At 67.1% G+C, this 25,823-nt stretch carries 19 protein-coding genes; 15 read left to right on the top strand and 4 right to left on the bottom strand.

What is annotated here, in order from left to right:
- Nucleotides 1-79 precede the first annotated feature (79 nt).
- The 5 genes from nadA (at nt 80) to AC1AYR_RS07600 (ending at nt 6,420) form a co-directional block, all read left to right on the top strand.
- Complete coding sequence (nadA, locus tag AC1AYR_RS07580) at nt 80-1,360, top strand: quinolinate synthase NadA (RefSeq protein WP_476512192.1); 1,281 nt, start codon at nt 80-82, stop codon at nt 1,358-1,360.
- Nucleotides 1,361-1,388: 28 nt separating this feature from the next.
- The gene (gene nadB, locus AC1AYR_RS07585; protein WP_476512191.1) at nt 1,389-3,029 is read left to right on the top strand and encodes an L-aspartate oxidase; all 1,641 of its coding nucleotides are present in this window, start codon (nt 1,389-1,391) and stop codon (nt 3,027-3,029) included.
- A gap of 23 nt (nt 3,030-3,052) precedes the next feature.
- Complete coding sequence (locus tag AC1AYR_RS07590) at nt 3,053-3,967, top strand: nicotinate-nucleotide diphosphorylase (RefSeq protein ID WP_101622702.1); 915 nt, start codon at nt 3,053-3,055, stop codon at nt 3,965-3,967.
- Nucleotides 3,968-3,981: 14 nt separating this feature from the next.
- A complete protein-coding gene (locus tag AC1AYR_RS07595) occupies nt 3,982-5,175 on the top strand; it encodes a cysteine desulfurase family protein (protein ID WP_101622703.1) in 1,194 nt (397 codons plus the stop codon).
- Nucleotides 5,176-5,265: 90 nt separating this feature from the next.
- A complete protein-coding gene (locus AC1AYR_RS07600) occupies nt 5,266-6,420 on the top strand; it encodes a DUF2974 domain-containing protein (protein WP_101622704.1) in 1,155 nt (384 codons plus the stop codon).
- Between the two features lie 182 nt (nt 6,421-6,602).
- Here the strand turns inward: AC1AYR_RS07600 and AC1AYR_RS07605 are convergent, their stop codons facing one another.
- Both AC1AYR_RS07605 and AC1AYR_RS07610 read right to left on the bottom strand, forming a co-directional pair.
- Nucleotides 6,603-7,526 (bottom strand): LysR family transcriptional regulator, encoded by a 924-nt coding sequence (locus AC1AYR_RS07605; protein ID WP_101622705.1) that lies wholly within the window; start codon nt 7,524-7,526, stop codon nt 6,603-6,605.
- A 139-nt stretch (nt 7,527-7,665) separates the two neighbouring features.
- Nucleotides 7,666-8,295, bottom strand: coding sequence for an HAD family hydrolase (locus tag AC1AYR_RS07610; RefSeq protein ID WP_101622706.1), 630 nt, complete (start codon nt 8,293-8,295; stop codon nt 7,666-7,668).
- 540 nt (nt 8,296-8,835) lie between these two features.
- Here AC1AYR_RS07610 and kdpA point away from each other — a divergent pair.
- The 5 genes from kdpA (at nt 8,836) to AC1AYR_RS07635 (ending at nt 17,033) form a co-directional block, all read left to right on the top strand.
- On the top strand, nt 8,836-10,512 hold the full coding sequence (kdpA, locus tag AC1AYR_RS07615) for a potassium-transporting ATPase subunit KdpA (protein ID WP_101622707.1): 1,677 nt from the start codon (nt 8,836-8,838) through the stop codon (nt 10,510-10,512).
- Nucleotide 10,513: 1 nt separating this feature from the next.
- The gene (gene kdpB, locus AC1AYR_RS07620) at nt 10,514-12,688 is read left to right on the top strand and encodes a potassium-transporting ATPase subunit KdpB (RefSeq protein ID WP_101622708.1); all 2,175 of its coding nucleotides are present in this window, start codon (nt 10,514-10,516) and stop codon (nt 12,686-12,688) included.
- Between the two features lie 28 nt (nt 12,689-12,716).
- Complete coding sequence (gene kdpC / locus AC1AYR_RS07625; protein ID WP_101622709.1) at nt 12,717-13,349, top strand: K(+)-transporting ATPase subunit C; 633 nt, start codon at nt 12,717-12,719, stop codon at nt 13,347-13,349.
- A 130-nt stretch (nt 13,350-13,479) separates the two neighbouring features.
- Nucleotides 13,480-16,323 (top strand): ATP-binding protein, encoded by a 2,844-nt coding sequence (locus tag AC1AYR_RS07630; protein WP_101622710.1) that lies wholly within the window; start codon nt 13,480-13,482, stop codon nt 16,321-16,323.
- Nucleotides 16,320-17,033: a response regulator gene (locus tag AC1AYR_RS07635; protein WP_165784923.1), complete on the top strand. Its 714-nt coding sequence runs from the start codon at nt 16,320-16,322 to the stop codon at nt 17,031-17,033. Before AC1AYR_RS07630 ends, AC1AYR_RS07635 begins: the two co-directional genes overlap by 4 nt.
- Nucleotides 17,034-17,100: 67 nt before the next feature.
- Here the strand turns inward: AC1AYR_RS07635 and AC1AYR_RS07640 are convergent, their stop codons facing one another.
- The gene (locus AC1AYR_RS07640; protein WP_101622711.1) at nt 17,101-18,894 is read right to left on the bottom strand and encodes a bifunctional ADP-dependent NAD(P)H-hydrate dehydratase/NAD(P)H-hydrate epimerase; all 1,794 of its coding nucleotides are present in this window, start codon (nt 18,892-18,894) and stop codon (nt 17,101-17,103) included.
- A gap of 259 nt (nt 18,895-19,153) precedes the next feature.
- On the opposite strand from AC1AYR_RS07640, the gene AC1AYR_RS07645 reads away from it, so the two are divergent.
- Entirely contained in the window at nt 19,154-19,912 is a 759-nt protein-coding gene (locus tag AC1AYR_RS07645) for a carboxymuconolactone decarboxylase family protein (RefSeq protein ID WP_101622712.1), read from the top strand.
- Nucleotides 19,913-20,000: 88 nt separating this feature from the next.
- A complete protein-coding gene (locus AC1AYR_RS07650; RefSeq protein WP_101622713.1) occupies nt 20,001-21,602 on the top strand; it encodes an ABC-F family ATP-binding cassette domain-containing protein in 1,602 nt (533 codons plus the stop codon).
- Between the two features lie 33 nt (nt 21,603-21,635).
- Here AC1AYR_RS07650 and AC1AYR_RS07655 read toward each other — a convergent pair whose 3' ends face one another.
- Nucleotides 21,636-22,577, bottom strand: coding sequence for a hypothetical protein (locus AC1AYR_RS07655; protein WP_476512190.1), 942 nt, complete (start codon nt 22,575-22,577; stop codon nt 21,636-21,638).
- Nucleotides 22,578-22,850: 273 nt separating this feature from the next.
- Here AC1AYR_RS07655 and AC1AYR_RS07660 point away from each other — a divergent pair, with 273 nt between their 5' ends.
- From AC1AYR_RS07660 to AC1AYR_RS07670, 3 genes are read left to right on the top strand one after another with little or no spacing between them, the layout of a single operon-like run.
- Nucleotides 22,851-23,516 carry an MptD family putative ECF transporter S component gene (locus AC1AYR_RS07660; RefSeq protein WP_476512189.1) on the top strand — a complete coding sequence of 222 codons (666 nt, stop codon included), beginning with the start codon at nt 22,851-22,853 and terminating at the stop codon, nt 23,514-23,516.
- Complete coding sequence (locus tag AC1AYR_RS07665) at nt 23,516-24,214, top strand: energy-coupling factor transporter transmembrane component T (RefSeq protein ID WP_476512188.1); 699 nt, start codon at nt 23,516-23,518, stop codon at nt 24,212-24,214. Before AC1AYR_RS07660 ends, AC1AYR_RS07665 begins: the two co-directional genes overlap by 1 nt.
- On the top strand, nt 24,211-25,719 hold the full coding sequence (locus AC1AYR_RS07670) for an ABC transporter ATP-binding protein (protein ID WP_476512187.1): 1,509 nt from the start codon (nt 24,211-24,213) through the stop codon (nt 25,717-25,719). Before AC1AYR_RS07665 ends, AC1AYR_RS07670 begins: the two co-directional genes overlap by 4 nt.
- Nucleotides 25,720-25,823: the final 104 nt, after the last annotated feature.

A 25,823-nucleotide genomic window follows, 5' to 3' on the forward strand; every position in this document is an offset into this window, starting at 1 on the left:
CAATCATCACCTCCGCTTTCGAACCCCGACGCAAACCGCGCGCCCGGGGAGGCGAAGCATACCCAAAAAAGGAACGAACATGACCGCAACATTCACCGCGCCCTCCGTCGACGAGATCATCGCGCGTCTCGGCGCGCAAAGCACCTGCGACGCGGGACTCACCCTCGACCCGTGGCACTTCGACACCACCCGCCCCAGCTACGGCCCCGGCGCCTCCATGCTTGACCGCCTGCCGAAGAACGCGCCTCGCCAACAGGTGCTGCCCGATGAGTACCGCAACGCCTCCGACGAGGAGCTCCAGCAGCGCATCCGCGACGCGAAGCGCCGCCTCGGCTCCAAGCTGCTCATCCTTGGCCACTTCTACCAGCGCGACGAGATCATCGAGCACGCCGACTTCGTCGGCGACTCCTTCCAACTCGCCAAAAACGCGACCGAACGCCCCGACGCCGACCACATCGTGTTCTGCGGCGTGCACTTCATGGCCGAGACCGCCGACATCCTCTCCACGCCCGAACAGACAGTGACCCTGCCGAACCTGTCCGCCGGATGCTCGATGGCCGACATGGCCAACATCGACCAGGTCGAGGAGGCGTGGGAGCAGCTCGGCGAGATCTGCGGCACCAAGCCGGACGTCGACGGCCTGCAGCCGATCGTCCCCGTCACCTACATGAACTCGTCCGCCGCCCTGAAAGCGTTCTGCGGCCGTCACGGCGGCATCGTATGCACCTCGTCCAACGCGCACGCCGTGCTCGAATGGGCGTTCGCCCGCGGCCGCCGCGTCCTGTTCTTCCCCGACCAGCATCTCGGACGCAACACGGCGCGCGCCATGGGCGTCCCGCTGAGCGAGATGCCCCTGTGGGACCCGTTCAAGGCGCAGGGCGGCGCGGCCGACCCCGCCGACTACGCGAACGCGAGGATGATCCTGTGGAAGGGCTTCTGCTCCGTGCACCAGCGTTTCACCGTCGAGCAGATCGAACGCGCCCGTAAAGCGTACCCGGGCGTCAAGGTCATCGTGCATCCCGAATGCTCGATGCAGGTCGTCGACGCCGCCGACGGCACCGGCTCCACCGCGTACATCGTCAAGGAGATCGAGAACGCGCCCGCCGGCTCCGCCATCGCCGTCGGCACCGAGATCAACCTCGTCAACCGCCTCGCCGCCCAGCACCCCGACAAGACCGTGTTCTGCCTCGACCCGGTCGTCTGCCCCTGCTCCACCATGTATCGCATCCACCCCGCCTACCTCGCATGGGCCCTGGAGAACCTCGAGAAGGGCAACGTCGTCAACCGCATCACCGTGGACGAAGGCACCGCCCGCGAGGCCAAGGTCGCGCTCGAACGCATGCTGCGCGTCCACCCGTGAACGACACGCAAGAATCAAGGCAACCGCAATGAACGACACCGACATCATCGTCATCGGCGCGGGCGTGGCCGGACTGTCCGCCGCGCTCGCCGTGGCGGGCGAAGACCATGACGTGACGCTCGTCACCAAGACCGAACTCGTCGAATCGAACACCTACCACGCCCAGGGCGGTATCGCCGCGGCCATCTTCGCCGACGACGACCCGAAACTGCACGCCGCCGACACCATCGCAGCCGGACACGGCTTGTGCGACCCGAAGGCCGTCGACATCCTCACGCGCGAAGGCGCCGACCGCGTACGCGAATTCGCCGCAGCCGGCGTGCGCTTCGACCGCGACGCGCACGGCCGCATGCTGCGCGGGCTCGAGGCCGCGCACTCGCGCGCCCGCGTCGTGCACGCCGGGGGAGACGCCACCGGACGCATCCTCGAACTCGACGTGTCCGCCATGGTGCGTGCGAACCCGCGCATCCACATCGTCGAACACGCGTTCCTCAAAGACCTCGTCGTGCGTGACGGCCGCATCGCCGGCGTCCGACTGCTCGAGGACGGGCGGGACGTCACCCTGCCCTCCGGTCGAGTGATTCTCGCCACCGGCGGCGCGGGACGCATGTACCCGTACACCACGAACCCGATCGTCGCCACCGCCGACGGACTCGCCGCCGCATGGCGCGCGGGAGCACAGGTCGCCGACCTCGAGTTCTACCAGTTCCATCCCACGGCGATGGCCGTCGGCGAGCATTTCCTCGTCTCCGAAGCCGTGCGCGGCGAAGGCGCCATCCTGCTCGACGAACACGGGCGCCGCTACATGAAGGACGTGGACCCACGCGCCGAACTCGCGCCGCGCGACGTCGTCGCCCGCGAGAACTTCCGCGTCATGCAGGCCCAGGGCGGCAGGCCCGTCATGCTCGACGTCTCCCCGATGCGCGCCGAACACCCCGACCTCGCCGCGTTCCTCGCCAAACGCTTCCCGACCATCGACGCGTACACGCGCTCGCTCGGCTACGACTGGAGCAAGGAGCCCATCCCCGTCGCTCCGGCCGCGCACTACTACATGGGCGGCATCCGCACCGACCTCGACGCGCGCGCCTCCATCCCCGGACTCTACGCGGCCGGCGAATGCGCGCGCACCGGCGTCATGGGCTCGAACCGACTCGCCTCCAACTCGCTGCTCGAAGGACTCGTCTACGGCCGCCGCGCCGGACTCGCCGCCGTGCACGACACGGACGACGCGACGTGGGACCCGCAGCCGCTGCTCGACTCCGCGACCGGCGAGGTCTTCGACGAGCCGCCGGTCGCGCTCGCCGCGCCCGCCGCCGGCCCCGACATCGACACCGACGACCGCGCGGACGCCGGGGACGCATGGGACCGCACGCGCATCCAGAACACGATGTGGCATGGCGTCGGCGTGCTGCGCGACGCCAGCGGACTCACGCACGCCGTCGACGAGCTCGGCGCCGGACTCGCCGCGGCGGACTCGCACGCGGCGACGGCCCCGACCGCCGGCGATGCCGACGTGACCGCGCTCGAGAACCGCGACATGCTCACCGTCGGATACGTGGCCGCGACCGCCGCACTCGCCCGCACCGAATCGCGCGGCGCGCACGCCCGCACCGACTTCCCCGAACCCCGCGACGAGTGGGCGCACTCCGTCGCCTACGTCAGGCGATAAGCCGATAAGCGATAAGGAGCCTCATGCTCACGCAACAGACCATCCACGCCGCCGTCGAAGCGGCGCTCGCCGAGGACGCACCCTATGGTGACGTGACCTGCGAGACCACCATCCCCGCCGACGAGACCGGTGCCGCCCGGCTCGTCGCACGCGAGGAGGGCGTGATGAGCGGCATCGACGTGTTCGCCGCCGCCTTCACCACGCTCGACCCGACCGTGACCGTCGAACCCGCCATCCGCGACGGCGAGAGCTTTAAGGCCGGGCAGGCGCTCGCCGTCGTCTCCGGCTCCGTGCGCAGCCTCCTGACCGCGGAACGCGTCGCCTTGAACTTCACGCAGCGCATGAGCGGCATCGCCACGATGACCGCTTCATTCGTCGCCGCCGTGGACGCGATCTACGAGGATGGATACATGGGATCCGGCGGGACGGACGCCGGGGTGACCCGTCCACGCCGCTACGCGCGCACGCGCATCGTCGACACACGCAAGACCACGCCCGGACTGCGACCGTTCGAGAAACACGCGGTCGTCTGCGGCGGTGGGCACAACCATCGCTACGGTCTGTCCGACGCGGTCATGCTCAAGGACAACCATCTCGCCGCGCTCGCCGCCCGCGGCATCGACCTCGCCGGCGCGATCCGTCACGTGCGCGAACAGGTGGGGCACACCACGCACATCGAGGTGGAGGTCGACCGGCCCGACCAGATTCCCGCCGTGCTGGACGGCGGTGCCGACACCATCATGCTCGACAACTTCACGCTCGACGACACGCGCCGCGGCGTCGAGGCGATCGACGGGCGCGCCATCGTCGAGGCGAGCGGCAACATGACGCTCGAACGCGTCGCCGCCGTCGCCGCCACCGGCGTGGACGTGATCTCCGTCGGCGCGCTCACCCACTCCGTGCGTTCCATCGACCTCGGACTGGACTGGCTGCGATGAACGGGACGGAACAGATGGACGGCGGTGCCGCGACACGGGAACCCGGTGAACTCTACCTCGACGCGGCCGCCACCGAACCGGTCGGCCCGGACGTCATCGCCGCGATGACCCCGTTCCTCACCGACGCATACGCGAACCCGGCAAGCGTGCACCAGCCCGGCAAGACCGCCGCCCGCGCCCTCGACGCGGCCCGCGCCTCCTTCGCCGCCGGCCTCGGCGCCAAACCGGACGATGTGATCTTCACATCCGGCGGCACCGAATCCGACAACCTCGCCGTCAAAGGCATCGCCATGGCGAGGATGGGACGGCTGGGAGAGCACCCGCGCATCGTCATCTCATCAATCGAGCATCCGGCCGTCTCCGCGTCCGCCGACTGGCTCGCACGCTGGTTCGGCTTCGACGTCGTGCGCATCCCCGTCGACCACGAGGCCCACTTCGACCTCGACGCGCTCGGACGGGCGCTCGACGGCGAGGCGGGGAGACGGACCGCGCTCGTCAGCGTCATGCTCGCCAACAACGAGGTCGGCACCGTCGAACCCGTGGAGAAGATCGTGGCGATCGCACACGCGCACGACGTGCCCGTGCACGTCGACGCCGTGCAGGCCGCAGGACTCATCCCCATCCGCATGCGCGACTGGGACGTGGACGCGCTGAGCGTCTCCGGGCACAAGTTCGGCGCGCCCAAAGGACTCGGCGCGCTGCTCGTGCGCGGGCGCACCCCCATCGAACCGGTGCTCTCCGGCGGCGGACAGGAACGCGGTCTGCGCTCCGGCACGCAGAACGTGGCCGGCGCGGTCGCGCTCGCCATCGCCTTGGATTCGTCGAACCGGCGCATGGCCGCCCGTTATCGGGAGCTCGTCGCCTCGCGGGACATGCTCATCGACGCGGTGCGGCGGGTCGTGCCGCGGGCCGAACTCACCGGAGACCCGGAACGACGGTTGCCCGGGCATGCGTCGTTCATTTTCCCCGGCGTGACCGGCGAGGCGCTGCTCGTCGACCTGGACGCGCGCGGCATCGCCGCCTCGTCCGGCTCCGCATGTGCGATCGGACGGCATGAGATTCCCGCCACGCTGCTCGCCATGGGATTCGAGCCCTCCGTCGCGAAGACCGCGCTGCGCATGACGTTCCGTGAACCGCTCACCCGCGAGGAGGTCGAACGGATCTCGCTCGCGTTGGAGGAATCGTACACGGAGCTCACCCGGCGGTGACGCCCGGCACGTGCGGTTGTACAGTAGGGGCCATGGCGACGGTGCGGGAGCGGCAACCGGTGCTCGCCGTCCGCCGGCGAGGAGGTCTCCATGGGCAATGTGATCGATGATCTGCGGACGCGGTTCGTCACGTTCGACGAGGATCCGTTCAACGAGGTGGACAGTCTGGTGCTCTCGCAGCTGTCGTATGCGCGCATGCCCGGCAACGTGCCGCGATGGGACGGCGGCGATGCCGATGACGCCGGTGGCGATGATGCCGATAGCGCGGCCATCCCCATGGTTCCTGTCCGTGACCTGCTGCGCGCGGAACGCTATGACGCCATGTTCGGGCGCGTATGGTCGCCGCAGTTGAACGTCGACCTGTTGCGGGCCATGTGCGAGAACCCGCGTTGGCGGGCGTTGCGCGTAGGCGCGTATGTGGATGAGTTCGATGCGGCATCCACCAAACAGTTCTCGGCGTGCGTGTTCGACGTGGGCGACGGCGCGCTCTACGTCGCATTTCGCGGCACCGACAGTTCGATCGTCGGCTGGAAAGAGGACTTCACGATGGCGTTCCGCCGGCCGGTCGCCTCGCAATCCGCGGCCGTGCGGTATCTCGCCGACGTGGCTTGCCGGTGGGACGGCCCGCTGATGGTGGGAGGGCATTCCAAGGGCGGCAACCTCGCGGTGTATGCGGCCGCCTCGATGCCGGACGACGTCGCGTCGCGCGTCACGGCCGTGTACTCGCATGACGGCCCGGGGTTCGACGAGGCGTTTCTGGAATCGCCGGAATACCGGCGCATATCGGCCAAGGTGCACAAGTCCGTGCCGGAATCGTCGGTCATCGGCATGCTGTTCGAACAGCGTGAGCAAGCCGCGGCGGGCTATGAGGTGGTGACGAGCGACGGGCTCGGCATCATGCAGCACTTCGCCTTGAACTGGCAGGTGAGGGACGGCCGGTTCGTGCACGCGGACGGCCTTACGGGCGGGGCTCGCTACGCGGCCCGCACGCTGAACGACTGGATGGCGCGGTACGACGACGAACGGCGGCGGCTGTTCATCGAAGGTCTGTTCGCCATCCTCGAGGCGGGCGGATACCCTACGTTCGGTGAGCTCACCGCGCATTGGGCGCAATCGTTGCCGGCGATGCTCGTGGCGGCCCGCGGCATCGACGCCGGGGACCGCGGGGTGATGGTCGAAGTGCTCAAAGGGTTCGCGGCGACCGCGGCCACGTCGGTCATCCCCGGAGGCGATCGACGGGAGTAGGGTGGGGAACACGTATTGCTGGTGACGCATGGGCGGCGTGCCTGAACCCGTGCGGTGCAGTGTGATCGAGCCGTTTCCCGCATGAACGAGGAATGCCTTGCGCATGGCGAAAAGCCGTGCGCAAGGCATTCCTCATATCGGCGTCCGAGTGGTGTCTGCCATCGGGTGCTTCCTGAATGCGTTCAGTCGATGAGCTTGTAGCCGTGGTCGGCGACGACGCTCTTGAGCTTCTCGAGATAGGTTTCGGCGGCCTTGGAGAGCTTGGCGCGCTCGTTGGTGATCCAGCCGACGAGCATCGTCTCGTCCGAGTCGAGCGGGACGGTGCAGATCTTCTCGTTGTTGAGGTCGCCGTTGTCGATGCCCGTGCACACCGTGTAGCCGTTGAGGCCGATGATGAAGTTGAGGATCGTGGCGCGGTCGGTCACGTTGATCTGCTTGGGGGAGTAGTCCGGCCAGACGGCCTCCTCGGCGAAGAAGAAGGAGCCGTCCTCTCCCTGCTCGTACTGGATGAACGGGTAGGGCTTCAAGTCCTTCATCGTGACCATCTTCTTCGAAGCGAGCGGGTTCGTGCGCGCCAGGAACACGTGCAGCGGCGCGCGGAACAGCGCGTGGAACTCGAGGTGCTTCTCGCGCAGCAGCTTGCCGATGACGTCCTTGTTGAAGTCGGACAGGTAGATGATGCCGACGTCGGAGCGCATGTTCGCCACCGAGTCGATGATGTCGCGCGTGCGCGTCTCGCGGATCGTGAACTCGTATTCGTCGGAGTGGATGGAGTCGATCATCTCGACGAACGCCTCGACCGCGAACATGTAGTGCTGCGTGGACACGGTGCACAGCTGCTTGCGCGGCTTCGCGTTCTTGTAACGCTCCTCGAGCAGCGACGCCTGGTCGAGGACCTGGCGTGCGTAGGTGAGGAACTCAGCGCCGTCGACCGTCAGGGCGATGCCCTGCGAGGAGCGGGTGAAGATCTCGATGCCGAGTTCCTTCTCCAATTCCTTGACGGAGGAGCTCAGGGCCGGCTGCGAGACATAGAGCTCGTGTGAGGCCTCGTTCATAGAACCGCATTCGACGATCTTGACGATGTATTTGAGTTGCAGAAGCGTCATAAATATCAGTTATAGCAGTGGGGATGGTCGAAGGGTGAGGTTATAGCCGGTCGCTTCCACGCCGGTGGACGCCATGTGAGACATCGGACACGCGTCCGACTTCGCGGCTCCGCACGCCCGGCCGGGGCGCGTCGAGCCGCTACAGACGCACGCCGAGCGCGGCGAGGGAGTCGCGGGCGGCCACGGCGCCGGAGAACAGCAGGCCATGGATGCCGACCTCCTTCGCGCCGGCCACGTTCTTCGCGGTGTCGTCGAAGAACACGCAGCGCTGCGCCTCAAGACCGAAGCGGGAGAGCGCCAGCTCGTAGATGTCCGCGTTCGGCTTGTGCATCTTCTCCACGCCCGAGACGACGGTGCCGTCCAGCAGGTCGTCCAGCACAGGGTATTTGTCGAAGGCGATGTGGATCGTTTCGTGCGACCAGTTCGTCAGCCCCCACACGCCGTAGCCGTGGGATTTCAGATCGCGCAGCAGCTGCTCCATGCCCGGCAGCATGCGCGGCAGCGCGTCGCCGTAGTGTTCGATGTAGTACCTGAAGATCAGTGCGATGTCCTCGCCCTGCTCGCGGACCACATCCGGATAGATGCGGGCGAAGTCCTCGCCGGCGTCCATGCGGTCCTCGTAGCGGAAGAAACCGTGCGGGTCGTCGTCGGCGCAGATCGCGTCCACCACATCGTCGGGGAAGCGCCCCGCCAGACAGGCGCGCGTGCTCCAGTCGAACAGCACGCCGCAGAAGTCGAAGATCACGTCGGTGATGGGGGAGTCGTGCATGGCGTCTCCTTGATTGATATATAAGGTATCGATATGCGGGGCGTATCGATATGAGGTCAAACGGATACGGCACCAGTGTACGGGCGGGGTGGAATCTATCGGATCCGCCGATCCCTGTCGGTCCGTCCCCTCCGGACCGGGCGTGTTAGCGAACCGTTAGCGAATCGCCGTCGGGCATATACGTAGGCGTATGGGACCCGTAAAAACCGTTTCCGTTCCTTCACATCATCCATAGCATTGAAGACGCAATGACCCGATGGCGCAGTCGCGCCCGCCGACATGGCGGGCGCAGCACCGTCGGGTTTGTTTGATGAAAGGAGAAAGACATGCCCTGGTGGGTAGATGTTGCCTATGTAGTGGGCACGATTGTCATCTTCGTCCTGTTCGACCTCTTCGGAAAGTGGGTGGACAAACTATGATGACGTTCTTCACCGTGCTGGGTGTAGTGCTGGGACTGGCGGGAATCGCCTACATGATCTATTCCCTGTGCCGTCCTGAGAAATTCTGATCGAAGCTGTCTAGGGAACAAAGGTTCATCACATGGTATATCTTTTTGCGATCATGGCATTCGCGCTGATTGCCATCATCCTGGCGGCGATCTACAAGCCGCTGGGCGACTACATGTACAACGTGGTCACGTCCGACAAGGACTTCTTCTTCGAGAAGTGGATCTACAAGATCGTCGGAGTCGACTCCAAGAAGGGCCAGACTTGGAAGGCGTACCTGCGCGCCCTGCTCGGCTTCTCGCTGCTGAGCGTCCTGGTCCTCTACCTGCTCCAGCGCGTGCAGCAGTGGCTGCCGTTCTCGCTGGGCTTCCCGAACGTCGAAGGCCCGCTTGCGTTCAACACCGCGGCCTCGTTCGTCACCAACACGAACTGGCAGTCGTACTCGCCTGACGTCACGCTCGGCTACACCGTCCAGTTCGCCGGCCTGACCGTGCAGAACTTCGTGTCCGCGGCCGTCGGCATCGCGGTCGCGATCGCGCTGGTGCGCGGCATCGCATGGCGCAAGTCCGAGACCATCGGCAACTTCTGGGTCGATCTGACCCGCATCACGCTGCGCATCCTCATGCCGATCGCCATCGTCATGGGCGTCGTCCTCATCGCGCTCGGCGTCGCGCAGAACTTCGCGGGCTTCGTCGACGTCAACACCGTCGCCGGCGGCACCCAGAAGATCATGCAGGGCCCGGTCGCCTCCCAGGAGGTCATCAAGGAGCTCGGCACCAACGGCGGCGGCTTCTTCAACGCCAACTCGTCGCATCCGTACGAGAACCCGAACATGTGGACCAACCTCATCGAGATCCTGCTCATGCTGTGCATCCCGGTGGCGCTCACCCGCACCTTCGGCCGCATGGTCGGCGACATCCGCCAGGGCTACGCGCTGCTCGGCGCCATGGTCATCCTCTTCGGCGCGAGCTTCTTCTTCGTGGTCACGGCCGAGTCCTTCTCCGTCGACCCGATCACCACGCTGACCGGCGGTTCGATGGAAGGCAAGGAGACCCGCTTCGGCATCGTGTGGTCCGGCCTGTTCGGCACGACCTCCACCAGCACCTCCACCGGCGCCGTCAACTCGATGCACGACTCGTACACCGCGCTCGGCGGCATGATGTACATGCTCAACATGATGCTCGGCGAGGTTTCGCCGGGTGGTGTGGGCGCCGGCCTGTACGGCATCCTCGTGATGGCGATCGTGGCCGTGTTCATCGCCGGCCTCATGGTCGGCCGCACGCCTGAGTACATCGGCAAGAAGATCGGCCCGCGCGAGATGAAGATGGCGTCGCTGTACTTCCTCGTCATGCCGATCACGGTCGTCGCCGGCGTCGCCCTGAGCTTCGCCGTGCCGTTCGCCCGCCAGTCGATCTTCGACACCTCGCTCAACAACAGCGGCAGCCATGGCTTCTCCGAGGTCGTCTATGCGTTCACCTCCGCGGCCAACAACAACGGTTCCGCCTTCGCCGGCATCACCGCCGACACCCCGTGGCTCGACACCATGCTCGGCCTGGCCGTGCTGCTCGGACGATTCCTGCCGATCGCGCTCGTGATCGCGCTGGCCGGCTCCCTCGCCAAGCAGGACAAGGTGCCGGAGACCTCCGGCACGATGAAGACCGACAACGGCCTGTTCGTCGTCCTGCTGGTGTTCGTCATTGTACTGATTTCCGCGCTGACGTTCTTCCCGACGCTTGCTCTGGGACCGTTGGCAGAAGGTTTGGTGGCGTGATATGACTTCCGCAACTGTCAACGACGTCGCGAACAACGCGAACTCCATCGTGAGCGACGTCAACCAATCGAACAACAAGTCCCTCGGAGCCATGCTGGGCAAGAGCCTGCCGGACGCGTGCCGCAAGTTCGACCCGCGCAACATGGTGCACAACCCCGTCATGTTCATCGTGTGGGTGGGCGCCGCGTTCCTGACCCTGCTTGGCATCTTCCAGATCTTCGACGGCTCCCTCGCCAACGGCGAGCCGGTCTACTTCACGTGGATCGTCGCCGTCGTGCTGTGGCTCACCGTGCTGTTCGCGAACCTCGCCGAAGCCGTCGCCGAAGGGCGCGGCAAGGCGCAGGCCGACGCGCTGCGCAAGACCCGCACCACCACCCCCGCGCATATCATCAAGGGATACGACGAGAAGAACGACCCCGACGCGCGCGGTCCGGAGAAGGGTGAGGGCTCCGCATACATCGAGGAGATCCCCAGCTCCGACCTGAAGCTCGGCGACGTGGTCGTCGTGGCCGCCGGCGAGCTCATCCCCGGCGACGGCGACATCATCTCCGGCATCGCCTCGGTCGACGAATCCGCCATCACCGGCGAATCCGCCCCCGTCATCCGCGAGTCCGGCGGCGACCGCTCGTCCGTCACCGGCGGCACCCGCGTCCTTTCCGACCGCATCGTCGTGCGCATCACCCAGAAGCCCGGCGAGAGCTTTGTCGACAAGATGATCGCCCTGGTCGAAGGCGCCAACCGCCAGAAGACCCCGAACGAGATCGCGCTCGACGTCCTCCTGAGCTCGCTGACCATCATTTTCCTGGTCGTCGTGCTGTGCATCAACCCGCAGGCCTCCTCGGTCGACGCCTCCGTGAGCCTGACCGTGCTGATCGCCCTGCTGGTATGCCTCATCCCGACCACCATCGGCGCCCTGCTGAGCGCCATCGGCATCGCCGGCATGGACCGTCTGGTCCAGCGCAACGTGCTCGCCACCTCCGGCCGCGCCATCGAGGCCGCCGGCGACGTGACCACCCTGCTGCTCGACAAGACCGGCACCATCACCTACGGCAACCGTCAGGCCTCCGAATTCCACGCCCTCCCCGGCGTGGACCACGCCGAGATGGTCAAGGCCGCGGCTCTGAGCTCGCTGGCCGACTCCACCCCGGAAGGCCAGTCCATCGTCGCCCTCGCCAAGACCGAAGGCTTCGATCTGGACGAGGTCCCGGGCGCCGTGGACGTGGCCTTCACGGCCGAGACCCGCATGTCCGGCCTCGATTTGCCGAACGGCGACCGCATCCGCAAGGGCGCGACCTCCGCCGTCGAGGCGTGGATCGACAAGGAAGGCGGCACGATGAGCGTCGAGGTCCGCGACGCCCTGCACGAAAAGGTCAACTTCATCTCCGGACAGGGCGGCACCCCGCTCGTCGTCGCCGAGCAGTACGCCAACGGCGAGGTCAAGGTGCTGGGCGTCGTCCAGCTCAAGGACGTCGTCAAGAAGGGCCTGAAGGAGCGCTTCGCCGACCTGCGCAAGATGGGCATCCGCACCGTCATGGTCACCGGCGACAACCCGCTGACCGCCAAGGCCATCGCCAAGGAGGCAGGCGTCGACGACTTCATCGCCGAGGCCAAGCCCGAGGACAAGCTCGCCTACATCAAGAAGGAGCAGGCCAACGGCCAGCTCGTCGCGATGACCGGCGACGGCACCAACGACGCCCCCGCGCTCGCGCAGTCCGATGTCGGCGTGGCCATGAACTCCGGCACCTCCGCCGCGAAGGAGGCCGGCAACATGGTCGACCTCGACTCCGACCCGACCAAGCTCATCGACATCGTCCAGATCGGCAAGCAGCTGCTCATCACGCGCGGCGCGCTGACCACCTTCTCCATCGCCAACGACGTGGCGAAGTACTTCGCCATCATCCCGGCCATGTTCATGGAGAAGTTCCCGGGCCTCGGCGTGCTCAACATCATGGGCCTGCACAGCTCGCTGTCCGCCGTGCTCTCCGCGATCATCTTCAACGCGATCATCATCGTGCTGCTGATCCCGCTCGCGCTCAAGGGCGTCAAGTACCGTGCGGAGGCTTCCGAGAAGATCCTCGGCCGCAACCTGTCGATCTACGGTCTCGGCGGCATCGCCGCCCCGTTCGTCGGCATCTGGATTATCGACCTGTTCGTCCGCCTCATCCCGGGCTTCTGACCGGATGCAGGGCATATAAGGAGCAACAATGAAATCCTCAATGTCATTGAATCTGCGCAGCTACTGGGCCGGGTTCAAGGCCGTGATGGTCTTCACCGTCATCGTGATCGTGTACACGTTCGTGATGACCGGCATCGGCCAGCTCGGCATGCCCGACAAGGCCAACGGCTCGATGGTCACCAACTCGCAGGGCGAGGTCGTCGGATCCTCGCTGATCGGCCAGTCCTTCACCGACGAGAACGGCGACGCGCTGCCGCAGTACTTCCAGTCGCGTCCGTCCGCCGCGTCCGACCCGAACAAGGACGAGGACAACCAGGGCTACTACGCGGCCGCGTCCTCCGGCACCAACAAGGGCCACGCCGACGAGGACCTCATCAAGAGCACGACCGAACTGCGCAAGGCCATCGCCAAGCGTGAGGGCGTGAGCGTCAAGGATGTTCCGGCCGACGCGGTCTCCGCGTCCTCCTCCGGCCTCGATCCCGCCATCAGCCCCGCGTACGCGGCCATCCAGGTCAAGCGCGTCGCCAAGGAGCGCGGCCTGAGCGAGGAGAAGGTCGAGGAGCTGGTGCGTGAGAACACCACCGGCCGCGGTCTCGGCTTCGTCGGCGAGGACACGGTGAACGTGGTCACGCTGAATCTGGCGCTGGACGAGCTCGACTGACGTCCGGCCGTATGACCGACAGGGGTGACGGTGCGAAGTGCTGCGCCGTCACCCCTTCGGTGCGTTCATCGTATACAGTCGGTATCGGGAAGTACGCGGTACCGGCACGGGATCGGGGGAATGGAAGCATATGGCTGAGGCTCGTGGATCGTTCAGAGTGCTGCTCGGCGCCGCTCCGGGCGTTGGCAAGACCTGCGCGATGCTCAAGGAGGGGCATCGTCTCGCCGAGGAGGGGCAGGACGTCGTCATAGCCCTGTTGGAGACGCACGGCCGCAAGGCCACGCAGCATGCGGCCGAGGGGTTGGAGAGTGTGCCGCGCAGGCGCATCCGCTACCGTGGCATGTGGCTTGAGGAGATGGACCTGTTCAAGGTCATCGAACGGCACCCTCAGGTCGCGCTCGTCGACGAGCTCGCCCACACGAACGTGCCCGGATCGGTGCATGAGAAACGCTGGCAGGACGTCATGGACCTGCTCGATGCGGGCATCGACGTCATCACCACCATCAACGTGCAGCACATCGAATCGCTCAACGACGTGGTCCGCGACATCACCGGCAGCACGCAGAAGGAGACCGTGCCGGACAAGGTCCTGCGGTCCGCCACGCGCGTCGAGCTCGTCGACCTTCCGCCGGAAGGACTGCGCGAACGACTCTCCGCCGGTCTCGTGTACAAGCCGGACCGCGTCGACGCGGCGTTGAGCAACTACTTCCGCGTCGGCAACCTCACGGCCCTGCGCGAGCTCGCACTGCTATGGCTCGCCGGCCGCGTCGACGAGACCCTCAAGCAATACCGCGACGAGCACCACATCAAAGCCAAATGGGAGACGCGCGAGCGTGTCATCGTCGCATTGTCGGGCGGGCCCGAAGGCGAGCAGCTGCTGCGGCGCGGCGCCCGCGTCGCTAGGGCTTCCGGCGGCGGCGACCTGATCGCCGTGCACGTCACCCCCGAGGACGGTCTCGCCGGATCCAACCCCGCGCTGCTCATCAAACAGCGCGACCTGGTGGAGAAGCTCGGAGGCACGTTCCATCAGATCGTCGGCGAGGACATCGCCGACGCCCTCCTCGATTTCGCGCGCGCCAACAACGCCACCCAGGTGATCGTAGGCGTCTCCAGACGGGGTCTGCTGTCGCGCTGGCTGGGCAGGCCGTCGACGCCCAACGGCATCATCGAGAAATCCGGCGACATCGACGTGCATATCGTCACGCATACCTTCGCCAACAAGGGACTGGCCAGCATCCGCATGCCGTCGAGACGTCACGCGCCCATGGCGCTGGGACGCACGATCGGTGGACTGCTGTTCTCCGCGGTCTCGGTTCCTGTCGTCGCATGGGCGTTGTCGGCGTTCAGCTCCATGGCGTTCGTCCAACGCGACGCGCTCATCCTCCAGCTGCTGGTCGTCATCGCCGCGGTCATCGGCGGCTTCGTCCCCGCCACCCTGTCCGCATTGCTCAGCGGTCTCGTGCTTGACTTCCTGTATACGCAACCGGTGGGCACGCTCCATGTGATGCACGCGTCGGATGTCGCCACCATCATCCTGTACATCGTCGTGGGGCTCATCGTCTCCGCCGTCGTCGACAGGGCCGACTCCCACACCAGGCAGGCCCAGCGCGCCAGCGCGGAGTCGGAGATCCTCGCCTCCGTGGCCGGTTCGGTGCTGCGCAGCGACGACCCGTTGGAGGCGATCGTGCACCGCACGCGCGAGGCGTTCGGATTCGACTGCGTGCGCGTCGTGCAGGACGGCCGCATCATCATCTCCGACGGGGAGCCCGCGCCCGCGAAGGATTCCGACGGGAACCAGGCGGCTGGCGCGTCCGTCGAAGAGCCCGAGACCATCGCCCATGACGAGCACGGCCCCGCGCTCAAGCTCTACGGCAGATCCATCGAAGCCTCCGACCAGCGTATGCTCATGGCGATCCTCTCCCAGATCGAGACCGTGCTCGAGCACAACGACCTGGAACGCAAGGCCAGCGAAATCGGTCCGCTCGCACAGGCCGAGCGCGTCCGCACCGGCCTGCTCAACGCGGTGAGCCACGATCTGCGCCGTCCGCTCGCCTCCGCGACCGCGGCGGTCTCGGGACTCGAGCGCATGGGCGCCACGATGAGCGACCGCGACCGCGAGGATCTGCTGTCGGTCGCGTCCAACGGACTCAAGCAGCTCACGAAACTCGTCACCGACCTGCTGGACGTGTCGCGCATCCGCGAAGGCGCCCTGCCGTTGTCGCTCGTCGCCACCGACGTGGGCGAGACCATCATCCCCCTGTTCGACGAACTCGGCATCGGGCCGTGGAGCGTCGACCTCGACATCGCCCCGGATCTGCCGCTGGTCGTGGCCGACCCGCCCCTGCTGCGCCGTGCGTTGTCGAACGTGGTGGTCAACGCCCTCCGTTTCACGCCGAAGGACCGACGCGTGCGCATCGCCGCCTCGGCGTTCAACGGCGTGGTCGAGATCCGCGTCGCCGATCAGGGGCCCGGCGTGCCGGACTCGCGCAAGGACGACATCTTCCTGCCGTTCCATCGGCTCGGCGACACCGACAACACCACGGGACTCGGTCTGGGCATGGCGTTGTCGAAGGGGTTCGTGGAATCGATGGGCGGTTCGATATCGCCCGAGGACACGCCCGGCGGCGGGCTCACCATCGTCATCACCCTGCGCGCCGCGGGCGCCTCGCTGGAGGCGGGCCAGCCGATACCGAAGGACGAGCTGCCGAATCCGGCGGATATCCTCGAACAGGACACGTTGAAGGTATCGGACGCCGTCTCGGACGTCATCCTGCCGTTGCCGGGCCGCGGACGTTCCGACGAGCGCGGACTCGACAGGTTCATCACCTACGGCGTGATGCGCGGCGGCTCGGACGATCCCGCGGACCATGACGGCGTGACGGCGGACACGAAAGCGGACGACGCCCCCCGGCCGGTGAATGCCGCGACCGAGGAGCATACGGATATGACGGATATGAAGGAGGCGGATGCATGATGAAGATTCTGGTGGCGGACGACGATCCGCAGTTCCTCAAGGCGTTGAAGATCACCCTGCATTCACAGGGCTACGACATCGTGACTGCCCGTGATGGCGTCGAATGCATCACCGTGGCGGTACGCGAACACCCCGACCTGTTCGTGCTCGACCTCGGCATGCCCCGCATGGACGGCATGGGCGTGATCCACGGCGTGCGCGGATGGACTGAGGCCCCCATCCTCGTCGTCTCGGGCCGTACCGACGCACGTGAGAAGGTCGCCGCGCTGGACGCCGGCGCCGACGACTACGTGACCAAGCCGGTCTCGATCGACGAGCTGCTCGCCCGCATCCGCGCGCTGCTGCGTCGCGTGACGTTGGAGAACGCCGCGGAAAGCGAATCTCCGACGGTCGCATTCGGCGACGTGACCGTGGACCTCAACGCGCGTGCGGTGTTCCGTGGGCGTCAGGGGCGGCAGGTGCGCGTCAAGCTCACGCCCACCGAATGGAAGGTGCTGGAGGTGCTCGTGCGCAACGCGGGCAAGCTCGTCACCCGGCAGGACATGCTCACCACGATCTGGGGCGCCAGCCATGTCAAGGACACCGGCTACCTGCGCCTGTACGTCTCCCAGTTGCGCCGCAAGATCGAGCCCGACCCGGCGCATCCGCGCTATCTGAAGACCGAAACGGGCATGGGGTACCGTCTCGACGTCACCGGCGCCGCCGACTGACCGCAGACTCCCCATAAACTAAATGAACGGGCCCCGCCGGGAATCCTCCCATGCGGGGCCCATGTCGTCAGGCGATGGCGTCCGCCAACGAGTCGGGTATCGCAGCGATCACGTCGGAGGCGACGATCGGATGGCCCAACGTGTCGAAGCGCTGACGGCTCGCGTTCATGCCGAACAGCTCCGGCGGCTCCCAGCCGCATTGCTCCGATTCCGAGGCGATCGCCGCCGCGGAGCCGTGCAGGTATGCGGCGGCCGAGGCCGTGCGCGCGACCGTCCATGGATCGTACGGCGCGGGCGAGGGACCGTCGCCCGCGCGCTCCTCGTCGTCCACGTCGTCCACGGCGGCGTCCGTATCCATCTGGGCGAGCAGCGCGCCGGTCATGCCGGCCAGCACGTCGCCGGCCCCGGCCGTGCCCAGCCATGCCGGCGCGGCGCCCGCGACCAGCACGCGCGCGCCTTCGCCCACCACGATCGTCGCCGCCCCCTTGAGCAATACGGTCGCGCCGGTGCGGTCCTGCGCCTGACGGGCGCAACGCAGCGGTTCGACCTCGACCTGCGCCGCGGCGACGCCCAACAGGCGCGCCAATTCGCCCGCATGGGGCGTGATCACCACCTGTGGCACGACGCGCTCCGGCAGCAGGTCGAGCGCGCCCGCGTCCACGACGATCGGCGGCATCGACGACGCGTCCTGCGCGTCGGCGGCGTAATGGCCGAGCAACGCGGCGATCGTCGCGCGCTGCACGTCATCGCCGGCATCATCGCCCGCCGGCACGCCGGAACCGACCACCCACGACTGCACGTGCCCCTTGCCGAGCACCGCCTCAGGCAATGCCGCGAGCACCATGTCCTGCGCACGTTCCGGGCCGAGGTAGCGCACCATGCCCACGTTCGTGCGCGCCGCCGCCCTCGCGGTCAGCACCGCAGCGCCGGGGTAGCGCGACGAGCCGGTGACCAGCCCGACCACGCCGCGCGAGTATTTCGCGTCGCCGACACGGGGAAGCCGTACCGCCTCGGACGCCGACTCCCGATCCGTCGCCTCGACGAGCGGCGTCGCGCCGTCCAGATCGAAGCCGAAGTCCGCCAGTGTGATGCGACCGCAGGCGAACGTCGCCGGAGGCAATATCGCGCACGGCTTCATCGCGCCGAACGTCACGGTCTCATCCGCCGGGATGTAGGCGCCCGTCAGCGAGCCATCGTCCACGCCCACACCGGACGGCGTATCCATGGCGAGCACCATCGGCAGCTCCCCGTCCGATTCGCGACCCGGCAGCGCCGGACGGTCGGGGAGCGGGCCGTCGCCGCCGCGCGCGTCCGCCGCGGGCAGGCCGAGCGCCGCGGCGACCGCGGCGGGCACTCCGCGCAGCGGACCGTTCAACCCGATGCCGGTCATCGCGTCGATGACCAGATGCGAACGGCGCGCCACACGGACCGCCGCCTGCAGACGCTCGCCGGCCTCTCCCGCAGAAAAACCGGATGCGCAGCCGGGGATCTCGGCGTCGGGGTCGAGCACCAGCACCTTGCCGCCGGCACGTACGAACGCGGCGAACCCCTCGTCATGCAGGGAGCGGCCCACCGCCACGGCGTTCACCTGGGCGCCCTCCTCGGCGAGCAGCGCCGCGGCGAACAGTCCGTCGCCGCCGTTGTCGCCGCCGCCGGCGAGCAGCGTCACGACCGCATCCTCGATATCGACGCCCTCGTCGTCGAGCATCCTCGCGGCCGTATGCGCGGCCGCGTTCGCCGCCATGCGCATCAGCGGCACCCCGTCGTCGAGCAGCGGACGCTCCATCGCGCGCACATCCGCGGCCGTGAAGGCGCTGTGCAGCAGGACCTCGCGGCGTTCCTCATCGTTCGGTGTATCCATGGCGACCTCCTAGGTTCCGTCCGCCCTCCTGTGCGCGCCGTCGGAACAGGGCGCGCCGGCGGCGGCTCGCGGGCTACCCACCAGTGTAGTCGCGCCGCCATGCCCGCCCCGTATGCCCCATCATGCGGTTTCGGGCATTTGACCGCGAAGGCCGCCGGCCCCTATCCTGTATGGCGATACGGCGCCGGCGGCGTGCAAACGGAACCCCGAGCGCATGAGACAGGCCCGGCCGTCGCGGCCGGGCGGGAAGGAACGGACCATGTTCGGCAGAAGGAACGGCGGACTGTTCGCCGACGGCAAACCCACGCTCGCCCAGTGCGACCCCGAATTCATCGACCTGTTCTCGGCCTTCGCCTACGACGAGGTCGTGCACGAGCCGGGTGCGAACCATCCGGACCTCGACGACGCCACGCGTTCCATGGCGATCCTCGCCACGCTCATCGGCAGTCAGGCCACGGACGCCTACGGGATGCTGCTGCCCGTTGCATTGAAAAGCGGCGTGACCCCGGCCCAGGCCAAGGAGATCGTCTATCAGGCGGTCGCCTACTGCGGCTTCGGGCGCGTGCTGCCCTTCCTCACCATCACCAACGACGTGCTCGCCGACCAAGGCGTCGGCCTGCCGCTTGAAGGCAGGGCGACCGTCACCGCCGACACGCGCGCCGCCGCCGGTGAGGCCAAGCAGATCGAGATCTTCGGCGAGGGAATGCGTGGGTTCGCACATTCCGGCCCCGAAGACACGCGGCACATCAACAAATGGCTCGCCGACAACTGCTTCGGCGACTACTACACGCGCACCGGGCTCGACACCCGCCACCGCGAGATGATCACCCTGTGCTATCTGGCCGCGCAAGGCGGATGCGAGCCGCAGCTGACCGCCCACGCGAAAGCCAACATCGCCGTCGGCAACGACAAGGCGTTCCTCATCGCCGTCGTCTCGCAGTGCATGCCCTACATCGGTTACCCGCGCACGCTCAACGCGCTCAGATGCGTGAAGGAGGCCGCGGCGGCGGCCGAGTGACGCGCCCGGCAGCGGGCATCCCGTCCGTTATAGTGTTCGTTGGCAAAATCCACGGCAACATGACACGGAAAGCGACGGGTGAGACGACATGGCGATCGATGCACAGGGTCTGGAGATTCAGATCGGCGCAAGGACCTTGCTGCACCCGTGCGACTTCCACGTGGCCAAAGGCGACAAGATCGGTCTCGTCGGCCGCAACGGCGCCGGCAAGACCACGCTCACGCGCGTCATCACCGGCGACATGCTGCCCACCTCCGGCAAGGTGCGCGTCTCCGGCAAACTCGGCTACCTGCCGCAGGACACGCACGCCGCCGACCCCGAACAGACCGCGCTCGACCGCATGATGAGTGCGCGAGACATCGCCTCGATCATCAGCCGCATCCGCAAGGCCGAAAAGGAGATGACCGACCCCGATCCGGATGTGATGACCAAGGCCATGAACCGCTACGACAAGGCCATGCAGGACTTCGACAAGGCCGGCGGTTATGCGGCCCAATCCGAAGCCATCGCCATGGCCTCCTCGCTCGGCCTGCCCCAGGAGGTCATGGAGCGGCCGCTCGGCACGCTCTCCGGCGGGCAGCGTCGACGCATCGAACTGGCGCGCATCCTCTATTCCGACGCAGACACGCTCATCCTCGACGAGCCCACCAACCACCTCGACGCCGACTCCATCGAATGGCTGCGCGGCTACCTGAAGAAATACGAAGGCGGGTTCCTCGTCATCTCCCACTCCACCGAACTGCTCGACGAGGTCGTCAACAAGGTGTGGCACCTCGACGCCCAGCTCGGCCAGATCGACATGTACTCGCTCGGCTGGAAGGCGTACCTGCACCAGCGCGTCGTCGACGAGGAGCGTCGCCGCCGCGAACGCGAGGTCGCCGAGAAGAAGGCCGAACGCCTCATGAAGCAGGGCATCCGCCTGCACGCCAAGGCCACGAAGGCCGTCGCCGCGCAGAACATGATGCGTCGCGCCGAGAAGCTCCTCGAGAACACCTCGGAGGCGCAGAAGAAGGAGAAGGTGGCGGACATCCGCTTCCCCGAACCCGCGCCCTGCGGCAAGACGCCGATCATGGCGAAGGACATCTCCAAGGCGTACGGTTCCAACATCGTGTTCGCCGGCGTCAACCTCGCCATCGACAAGGGCTCCCGCGTCGTCATCCTCGGCTACAACGGCGCCGGCAAGACCACCACGCTGCGCCTGCTCGCCCACATCGAACAGCCCGACACCGGCTCCGTCGACTACGGCCACGGCTGCAAGATCGGCTACTTCGCGCAGGAGCACGACACGCTCGACCTCGACGCCACCGTGCTTGAAAACCTCACGCACGTCGCCCCCGAACTCAATGACACGCAGGCGCGTTCCATCCTCGGCTCGTTCCTGTTCTCCGGCGACGACGCGATGAAGCCGGCGCGCGTGCTCTCCGGCGGCGAGAAGACCCGTCTCGCGCTCGCCACGCTCGTCACGTCGCGCGCCAATGTGCTGCTGCTCGACGAGCCCACCAACAACCTCGACCCGGCCTCGCGCGAGGAGATCCTCAAGGCCATCGCCAAGTACGAGGGCGCGATCGTGCTCGTCACCCACGACGAGGGCGCCGTCCAGGCGCTCAACCCCGAGCGTGTGCTGCTCATGCCCGACGGCGACGAGGACCTGTGGAACGACTCCTATCTGGAGCTCGTCGCCGAGGAGTAGCCGGCTGATAGCCGGCCGATCCGGCATGTCCGGCTAGTCGAAGAACCCTCCGTTGCCGATCGACGGCATGGTCCGGCGCGGCGGTCTGCGCGTGCGGTCACGGTACGATCCGTCACGGTCGAACGTGGTGCCGAACTGGTCCCGATGCATGTACTCGTAGATGTCCAGATCGGTCGGTTCGGGCTGATCCAGCCAGTCGACGCCGCCCGTCGTCAGCGGATCGCGCGCGTCGATGCGGCGACGCATCATCTCGATGTCGTCGGACGCGTCCATCAGACGGTCCGGGTCGATGCGCCGCAGCCGCTGCTCGACCAGATCGAGATAGGAGCGTTGGCTTTCCAGCATCCCGTGCAACTGCACCTCCTCGCACAGCGCCGTATAGAGGCGTTCGCCGCGGCACTCCCGTTGCGCCTGGCCGATGGTCACTTCGCGTCTGCGGTCCGCTTCGGCGCGTTCGTGCGAGACGGCGATCTCGTCGTGCAATCCGTCGAACAGCGTGTCGAGACGCTCGTCGATCCGCGAGTTCACGGTATCGCGCAGGGAGCGTTGACGTGCGAACGGGCGGTCTCCGTTGACCCGGAGCGACAGCATGCCGGTCGGCTCGAACTCGCGGGAGCGCTCCTCGATCCACTGAGGGTCGTCGCTTTTCGGTACGCCCGCCAATGTGCGGGGTTTCGGCGCGGTCCCGGGCTTCGACAGTTCCGCCAGGTGGAACGACGACATGAACCCGTCCGCGCCACGTACGATGAGATGGGGCCACGGCCATTTGGATCGCTTCGCCTCGTCATACAATGTCGTGGATGGTTCCGCGATGGCGTATCCGCGTTCGATGGCCATGCGCGCGACCGTTGCGAGCAGCGTCGCGCCCCTGTCCACCTGACTGTTCGAGACGTACTGCCTGTCGATGTTCTCCCGGAACCGACGTACCCAGGATTCCACGGATGTGTTCCCCTCAGCGATGATCTCTTCCGACATGATGTCGCTCCTCTCCCCGATGTGCGGCCTACGTTGCCGCCGGCGAACCTGCGTTGTTCGCCGTTGGTCACCACCATGCCGCGCCTTCGGTTCGTATGCAAATCGACTGTGGGCGATGTGCATGAATGTGCATAACTCGGTGCATAACGGCTGAATGCAGACTGAAAACCGGTCAATCGACATGATGATGACGCAATATTTCGCTGCAGGGTATTGCCAACCGTGCAAGTCGCCGGTACATTGATAACGCCCATCGCAAGGAAACGGAGACCTATGGCCCACGACACGACCCCGACCGCCCCCGTCGCATCCGCGCCGGTGCCCGCTTCATCATCCGATACGCCACGTTCTTCGCGGCTCGGCGTGCCCGACCTCGTTTCGATCGGCGTGTTCGCCGCCCTGTATTTCGTGATGGTGTGCGTCGCCACCCTCGTCAGCACCCTGTTCACCGGCGGCTTCGGCTCGATCTTCCTGCCGGCGATCGCCGCGCTGATCTCCGGGCCCGTGTTCATGCTCGCCGCCGCCCGCACGCCCAAGTTCGGCGGCATCACGGTGATGGGCCTCGTGATCGGATTGTTCCTGTTCGTCTCCGGCCACTTCGTGCTCTCGTTCGTTGCGAGCGTCGTGTTCCCCGTCGCCGCCGACCTGATCGCACGCGCCGGCGCATACCGCGGCAAGGCGGCGCTGCTCGTCTCGTACATCGTGTTCTCCTACGGTCTGACCGGCCCCATCCTGCCGCTGTGGTTCATGAAGGACGCCTACGTGGCGAGCCTTGAGGCGCGCGGCAAGGATGCGGCGTACATCGACGGCGTGTTCGCCAACATCACCATGGGCACGTTCGCCGCGTCGATGATCGCGATCCTCGTGTGCGCGATTCTCGGCGGGTGGTTCGGCCAGCGCCTGTGCGCCAAGCATTTCGCGAAGGCCGGCGTCGTCTGATGGCCGCACGCGACCTCGACCCGCGTGCGAAACTGGCGCTGCTGCTGCTCGCCAACCTCATGCTGTTCTTCCACGTCGCCACACTCACGCAGGCGGTCACGGTCGCCTTGTTTCTTGTGCCGCCGCTCGCCGCGGGGCGGTGGCGCATGGCCACCCGCTTCGCGCTCCTGTACTCCCTGGCGCTCGCGCTCGGCTCGCTTGATCCCCAGGCTCTGGGCATGCCGTGGCTGCATGTCGTCGCCGCGCTCGCCGTCGGGGCCGCGATGATGCTGCCGTGCCTCATCACCGGAGCCTACGCGTTCACGACCACGTCGGCCAGCGCGTTCGTCTGCGCGATGCGACGCATGCATGTCCCCGAGGCGGTGGTCGTGCCATGCGTCGTGATCATCCGGTTCTTCCCGACCGTCGGCGAGGACTATCGCGCCATCCGCGACGCGATGGCGTTGCGCGGACTCGTGTCAGGACGCTTCGCCGTGCTGCGCCATCCGGCGCGTACGCTCGAATACGTGCTGGTGCCGTTGCTGATGAACGCGACCATCGTCGCTCAGGATCTGTCCGTCGCGGCATTGACGAAGGGACTGGGGCGTGACGGCGCGCATACCTCGCGTACGACGATTCGCATGACCGTCGCCGATTGGGCGGTCATGGCCGCGTGCGCCGCGCCGCTCGCACTCGACATCGCGGGGGTGGTCGGATGAGCGTCGATCCCGTATGCGTGCGTGACGTCGTCTTCCGCTACGCCTCCGCCGAACAGACCTCGCTGGACGACGTGTCCCTGACCGTCCGGGCGGGGGAGTGCGTCGTCCTGTGTGGTGCGAGCGGATGCGGCAAGACCACGTTGACCCGCGTCGTCAACGGTCTTGTACCCTCCTTCTTCCACGGCGACTTCGCAGGCGATGCCTCCGTGTGCGGCGTCGATGCCGCGCATGATCCGATCGACCGGCTCACGCCGTCGGTGGGAAGCGTGTTCCAGAACCCGAAGACGCAGTACTTCAACGCGGACACCACCGACGAGCTCGCCTTCCCGTGCGAGAACATGGGGATGCCCGCCGGAGCAATCAACCGGCGCGTGGAGGACGTGGCGCGTCGGTTCGGCGTGACCGGTCTGCTCGGGCGCAGCGTGTTCCGGCTGTCCGGCGGGCAACGGCAGCGCATCGCCGTCGCCGCGGCGACGGTGCTGGGGCCCCGGCTCGTCGTCATGGACGAGCCGACGGGCAACCTCGATGCCGCGGCGATCGACGACATGCGTGCGGCGGTCCGCCGTCTGAAGGACGAGGGCGTCGCGGTCCTCGTCGCGGAGCATCGCCTCGCCTGGCTGAACGGCGTCGCCGACCGCTACCTGCTGTGCGAGCGGGGCCGCATCGTACGCGAATACGCGGCCGACGAATTCCTCTCCCTGCCGCCGGAGCGCGTCGCCGCCATGGGACTGCGTGCACTCGATCTGGAACCCTGCCGGCGCGAGGTCGCGCGGCTGGCATCCCTTCCGCCGGCGTGCGGCGACCCGATGGACGGCGGTCCCGTGGGCGGCGGTCCGGGTGGAGGCGTGCTGCTGCGCACGGGCGGGCTCGTCGTCGGATACGGTCGACCGAGCCGCCTGCCGTGGCGGAGACGTGATGGCGAAATGCGGGATGGATTCTCGCGTCCGGTGCCCGATCTGACGTTGAGATGCGGCGAGATCGTCGGGCTGATGGGGCGTAACGGATGCGGCAAGACCACGCTGGTGCGCACGCTCACCGGATTGATGCGCCCGCTTTCCGGCCGTGTCCTTCTGGATGGGGTTCCGGCACGGCCCCACGACCTCATGCGTGCGGGATTCCTCGTCATGCAGGACGTCAACCACCAGCTGTTCTCCGACAGCGTGCGCGAGGAGCTGACGCTCGGCATGGACCCGTCCGATTCGGAGCTCGCGGGACGTCGAAACGGTCTGCTCGCCGACCTCGACCTCGCCGCGTTCGCCGACCGGCATCCGATGAGCCTGTCCGGCGGCCAGAAACAGCGTGTGGCGATCGGCGCGGCGCTCATGTGCGGCAAACGGCTCCTCGTGTTGGATGAACCGACCAGCGGGCTCGACCGATTCCATATGGAGCAGGTGGGTGCGTTGCTGAGGCAGACCGCCCGTCGCGGTACGGCGGTGCTGGTCGTCACCCATGACGAGGAGCTCGTCGCCGGATGGTGCGATCGCGTGATCGACCTATCCGCATGATCGGGGCCACGGGCGTTCGATATCGCCGGGCTGTCGGCAGTCATGCGCGACACGCCGTGCCGGCAGGAAACCGCACCTGATATGCCGGTCCATGCGGGCGTGCT

Source organism: Bifidobacterium sp. LH_417, from assembly GCF_056357035.1.

Bases quoted from the DNA above. Each gene is read 5' to 3' on its own strand.
- nadA (WP_476512192.1), top strand. From the start codon at position 80: ATGACCGCAACATTCACCGCGCCCTCCGTCGACGAGATCATCGCGCGT.
- nadB (WP_476512191.1), top strand. From the start codon at position 1,389: ATGAACGACACCGACATCATCGTCATCGGCGCGGGCGTGGCCGGACTG.
- AC1AYR_RS07590 (WP_101622702.1), top strand. From the start codon at position 3,053: ATGCTCACGCAACAGACCATCCACGCCGCCGTCGAAGCGGCGCTCGCC.
- AC1AYR_RS07595 (WP_101622703.1), top strand. From the start codon at position 3,982: ATGGACGGCGGTGCCGCGACACGGGAACCCGGTGAACTCTACCTCGAC.
- AC1AYR_RS07600 (WP_101622704.1), top strand. From the start codon at position 5,266: ATGGGCAATGTGATCGATGATCTGCGGACGCGGTTCGTCACGTTCGAC.
- AC1AYR_RS07605 (WP_101622705.1), bottom strand. From the start codon at position 7,526: ATGACGCTTCTGCAACTCAAATACATCGTCAAGATCGTCGAATGCGGT.
- AC1AYR_RS07610 (WP_101622706.1), bottom strand. From the start codon at position 8,295: ATGCACGACTCCCCCATCACCGACGTGATCTTCGACTTCTGCGGCGTG.
- kdpA (WP_101622707.1), top strand. From the start codon at position 8,836: ATGGTATATCTTTTTGCGATCATGGCATTCGCGCTGATTGCCATCATC.
- kdpB (WP_101622708.1), top strand. From the start codon at position 10,514: ATGACTTCCGCAACTGTCAACGACGTCGCGAACAACGCGAACTCCATC.
- kdpC (WP_101622709.1), top strand. From the start codon at position 12,717: ATGAAATCCTCAATGTCATTGAATCTGCGCAGCTACTGGGCCGGGTTC.
- AC1AYR_RS07630 (WP_101622710.1), top strand. From the start codon at position 13,480: ATGGCTGAGGCTCGTGGATCGTTCAGAGTGCTGCTCGGCGCCGCTCCG.
- AC1AYR_RS07635 (WP_165784923.1), top strand. From the start codon at position 16,320: ATGATGAAGATTCTGGTGGCGGACGACGATCCGCAGTTCCTCAAGGCG.
- AC1AYR_RS07640 (WP_101622711.1), bottom strand. From the start codon at position 18,894: ATGGATACACCGAACGATGAGGAACGCCGCGAGGTCCTGCTGCACAGC.
- AC1AYR_RS07645 (WP_101622712.1), top strand. From the start codon at position 19,154: ATGTTCGGCAGAAGGAACGGCGGACTGTTCGCCGACGGCAAACCCACG.
- AC1AYR_RS07650 (WP_101622713.1), top strand. From the start codon at position 20,001: ATGGCGATCGATGCACAGGGTCTGGAGATTCAGATCGGCGCAAGGACC.
- AC1AYR_RS07655 (WP_476512190.1), bottom strand. From the start codon at position 22,577: ATGTCGGAAGAGATCATCGCTGAGGGGAACACATCCGTGGAATCCTGG.
- AC1AYR_RS07660 (WP_476512189.1), top strand. From the start codon at position 22,851: ATGGCCCACGACACGACCCCGACCGCCCCCGTCGCATCCGCGCCGGTG.
- AC1AYR_RS07665 (WP_476512188.1), top strand. From the start codon at position 23,516: ATGGCCGCACGCGACCTCGACCCGCGTGCGAAACTGGCGCTGCTGCTG.
- AC1AYR_RS07670 (WP_476512187.1), top strand. From the start codon at position 24,211: ATGAGCGTCGATCCCGTATGCGTGCGTGACGTCGTCTTCCGCTACGCC.